Source organism: Klebsiella sp. A-Nf5 (assembly GCF_002810545.1).
Lineage (GTDB): Bacteria > Pseudomonadota > Gammaproteobacteria > Enterobacterales > Enterobacteriaceae > Klebsiella > Klebsiella variicola.
The window spans coordinates 1-461 of record NZ_PIOG01000149.1; the positions used below are offsets into that span (position 1 = coordinate 1).

Annotated in this window: 1 protein-coding gene; it reads right to left on the reverse strand. The window is 42.5% G+C overall.

The features are described from left to right. A partial coding sequence (locus CWM53_RS15595; protein ID WP_206062623.1) for a fumarate hydratase occupies positions 1 to 461 on the reverse strand: 461 nt, incomplete at both ends.

Here is a 461-nt window from a genome sequence, read left to right on the forward strand (position 1 = left end):
AGCATGACGACTAGCATTGCACTGGAAATTAATTGCTACGGGCAGAGCAGTAATATGGCATGGATAATAATCAATATGTACGCCAAGAGCGGTAACACGTCCCCCCATGCCTAATGGGCCAATCCCAGTATTATTGACCTCATCTAATAGTTCAGCTTCTAATTTTGCATAAAGCGGTTTTGCATTATATTCGCCAATAGGGCGTAATAATGCTTTTTTAGCCATCCACGCACAATGATCCATTGTACCGCCTATTCCAATACCAATAATATATGGAGGACACGGATTTCCACCTACATGGCGAACGGTTTCAAGAACGAATTTTTTTACGCCGTCAATATCATCTCCAGGCAATAATGTTTTAAATGTGCCCATGTTTTCACTGCCGCCGCCTTTAGGCATGACGGTAATTGTCACGCGATCACCCTCAACAATTTCAGTATGTAATACTGCCGGAGTAT